Annotated in this window: 1 protein-coding gene; it reads left to right on the forward strand. The window is 66.4% G+C overall.

Features of this window, described 5'->3' with window-relative positions; genetic code table 11:
* The first annotated feature begins 181 nt into the window (after positions 1-181).
* Positions 182-1,741 carry a methionine--tRNA ligase gene (gene metG, locus AC5RUJ_RS15460; protein ID WP_494128144.1) on the forward strand — a complete coding sequence of 520 codons (1,560 nt, stop codon included), beginning with the start codon at positions 182-184 and terminating at the stop codon, positions 1,739-1,741.
* Positions 1,742-1,873 lie beyond the last annotated feature (132 nt).

Genomic DNA, 1,873 nt, shown 5'->3' on the forward strand with positions numbered 1-1,873 from the left:
AGCTGCTTGCCGCCGGCGGCACCGTGCCAAGCCATGGCCCGCGCTGCCTGCGTGCTTACGGCACCGCTCCAGGCCAAGGCCGGCCCCCGCCCCGCCTCACCCGCGGCTACCGACCTACCACGCACCTACCGCGGGCGTCGCACATTTCGACACCGCCGAACGCAGAGGGTAATTTCATAGGGTGACCGCATCCGAGCCCAAGCCCCCGTTCTACATCACCACGGCCATCACGTACCCCAACGGCGTGCCGCATATCGGCCATGCCTACGAGTACATTGCGACCGACGCGATGGCCCGCTTCAAGCGACTGGACGGCTACGACGTCATGTTTCTGACGGGCACGGACGAGCACGGCATGAAGATCGCCCAGACCGCCGCCAAGGAGGGCATGACCCCGAAGGAATTGGTGGACCGGAACACCGCGGCCTACAAGGCGGCCCATCAGGTCCTGGAGATCTCCTACGACCGGTTCATCCGCACCACCGATGCCGACCACTACGCTGCCTCTCAGGCCATCTGGAAGAAGATGGAAGAGGCCGGGGACATCTACCTGGGCAAGTACGAGGGCTGGTACTCGGTCCGCGACGAGGCCTACTACGCCGAGGACGAGACCGAGCTCCGCGACGACGGCAAGCGCTACTCCATCCAGACCGACACCGAACTGACCTGGACCGAGGAGGAGAGCTACTTCTTCCGGCTCTCCAACTACCAGGACAAACTGCTCAAGCTCTACGAAGACCACCCCGATTTCGGCGCCCCGCGCAGCCGCTTCAACGAGGTCATCAGCTTCGTCAAGGGCGGCCTGGAGGACCTGTCGATCTCCCGGACCACCTTCGACTGGGGCGTGCCCGTGCCGGGCAACGACAAGCACGTCATGTACGTCTGGGTCGACGCCCTGACCAACTACCTCACCGGCGTCGGCTACCCGGACACGGAGTCGGAATCGTTTAAGAAGTTCTGGCCGGCCGACGTCCACGTGATCGGCAAGGACATCTCCCGCTTCCACGCGGTCTACTGGCCCGCCTTCCTGATGTCGGCCGGGCTGGAACTGCCCAAGCGCGTCATGATCCACGGCTTCCTGAACAACAACGGCGTGAAGATGTCCAAATCGCTGGGCAACGTGGTCGCTCCCGCCGAATGGGTGGCGCAGTACGGCCTGGACCAGGTGCGCTTCTTCCTGCTGCGCGAAGTTCCCTTCGGCGCCGACGGCTCCTACAATCACGACGCCGTGGTCGGCCGGATGAACGCGGACCTGGCCAACAACCTGGGCAACCTCGCCCAGCGGTCGCTGTCCATGGTGGCGAAGAACTGCGAGGGCAAGGTCCCGCAGCCCGCGACGCTCGCCGCCGAGGACCATGAACTGCTGGCCCGCGCCGAGCGCCTCCTCGAGAAGTCCCGGGCGGCCTATGAGGTCCAGGATTTCCACGGGTCGCTCGAAGCCATCTGGACCGTGCTTGGCGACACCAACGCGTACTTCGCGGAGCAGGCCCCGTGGGTGCTGCGCAAGACGGATGTGGAGCGGATGAACACCGTGCTCTACGTGACGCTCGAGGTGCTGCGCATCGTTTCCATCCTGGTCCAGCCGGTCATGCCGACCGCGGCCGGCAAGCTGCTGGACGTGCTGGGACAGGACGACGACGGCGCCCGCGACTTCGCTGCCATCGGCACGGCTTTGGTGCCGGGCACCCCGCTGCCGGCGCCCACGCCGATCTTCCCGAAGTACGAAGAACCGGCCGGCTAGCCGATCGTCGTGGGGCAGGAAGCGGCTGCCGGGTAGCCCTAGCCGCCCGGCTGGAAACGGCTGCCGGGTAGCCTAGCCGCCCGGCTGGAAGCGCCAGCCGGGTAGCCCTAGCCGCCCGGCTGGAAGCGCCGG

Source organism: Arthrobacter sp. Y3223164, assembly GCF_059091005.1.